This is a genomic window from Paraliobacillus sp. X-1268, from assembly GCF_003426095.1.
Taxonomy (GTDB): domain Bacteria; phylum Bacillota; class Bacilli; order Bacillales; family Amphibacillaceae; genus Paraliobacillus_A; species Paraliobacillus_A zengyii.
This window is the reverse complement of record NZ_QJSK01000046.1, coordinates 1-1,589: the sequence shown is the minus strand read 5'-3', so window position 1 is coordinate 1,589 and position 1,589 is coordinate 1. Positions and strand designations below refer to the sequence as shown.

General features: G+C 36.6%; 1 protein-coding gene. It reads right to left on the bottom strand.

Going from position 1 to position 1,589, the window contains the following annotated elements; all coding sequences use genetic code 11:
* Positions 1-824 (bottom strand): reverse transcriptase domain-containing protein (locus tag D2K62_RS18570; RefSeq protein ID WP_117161877.1); only part of this gene is annotated, 824 nt, incomplete at its 3' end.
* Positions 825-1,589: the final 765 nt, after the last annotated feature.

The following is a 1,589-nucleotide window of genomic DNA, read 5'->3' as shown; positions in this document are numbered from 1 at the left end:
ATATAACATTCTTTTAGTTCAGACTTCTTTAGTGCTTGATATTTAATCCCATTTGTTTTGTATTGAAAGTCAGTTGTGAAGGTTTCCCATTGATTACTTATCCACCAATCAAGTTCATTTAAAACGATGTTTGACAATAGTGGAGAGAGGATGCCACCTTGCGGTGTTCCTTTAGATGGTACACCTTCACCATAAATTTCAGCTTTTAATAGTTTTGAGATAATGGCGATTAATGATCTATCTCTTATGCCTAAAGACCAAATTTGTTTTAAGAGTTTACTATGATTAACATTATCAAAGAAACCTTTTATATCAACATCAATACAATGGTGAAGCCCAGATTGATTGATTAGAAATTCAAATCTTGCTTTCGCATGATGGGTATTTCTATTCGGTCTGAACCCATAGCTATGTTTATGAAACTTCGCTTCGCAAATAGGTTCTAATACTTGCAGAATGCACTGTTGAAAAATCCTATCCCAGATGGTGGGAATTCCTAGAGGTCGAGTCTTACCATTCGCTTTTGGAATCAAAACACGCCTAACTTTTTGTGGTTCATATGATTGAAACATCTCTTGAACCTTTACTATTACATCTTCCACTGACAAGTGACTAATATCTTTAATTGTTAATTTATCTGTGCCTGCCGTTTTACTTCCAGTGTTTCTTTTGATATTTCGATAGGCAAGACGTATATTTTCATTAGAACTCATCAATTCTATTAATCCATAAAACTTTTCACCATTGGTACTACGAGCATAAAGAGTGTCGAAGCACTCTTGTAGATTGTAATACTCGTTATGCCTCAGTTTCTTCCGTTTCAATAAGTCGGCTACCCCTTTCGGAGTTAAACCTCTTTTAGTCTCACGAGAACCTTATTAATCGATAAAGACCTGCCTTACATGGTTGAATGATTCTTCATTAGTCTAGTGGCTATCCCTCCATGTGGATTAGACATTTCATTGGTACTGTGCCACCACTTTCACTGATACAAAAGCAGTTATACAATAATTAATATCATTATTGCTTTTCTTGCCACCGTTTCATTGGGAGTAAGCCCTCCACGTTATCAGCTTACAACGTTGAATTATATTTATTATAGAATGAAATTAGGTGCTTCCTTTGAGCCTGTTACCTTTCATACGCCTATAACGTATCATGGACTTTCATATTAGCTAGTCTTACTCACCCACAGTTAACCTCACAATTTGGTGATATACACATTTCTATGTATTGCAGTTCTAGACCCGTACATTCGGAAGTTTGTCAGCTTGACCTTCTTGTTATAGGTTTATTCGCATTCTCACCATATTCATTCAACTCAATCATCATGATTTACACCACCCCATCAGGTAGGCTTTCGTCAGCTGAATTACACTGTTACGGTAAATTCTCACGCCTTTTCATCGAGCTTTTAACACTGTCATTCTTACTAAGTCGAGTGCTAATCGATATAGAGAGAACCCTTCCGAGCGTTACCTCTTCATTTGATTCTTCAATATAATCCTTCAATTCCGTAAGGAATTGCCTAGCCTTTACCAGAGAGATGTAGCCATCCTCCATTTAAACTAGGAACATTTCGCACAACT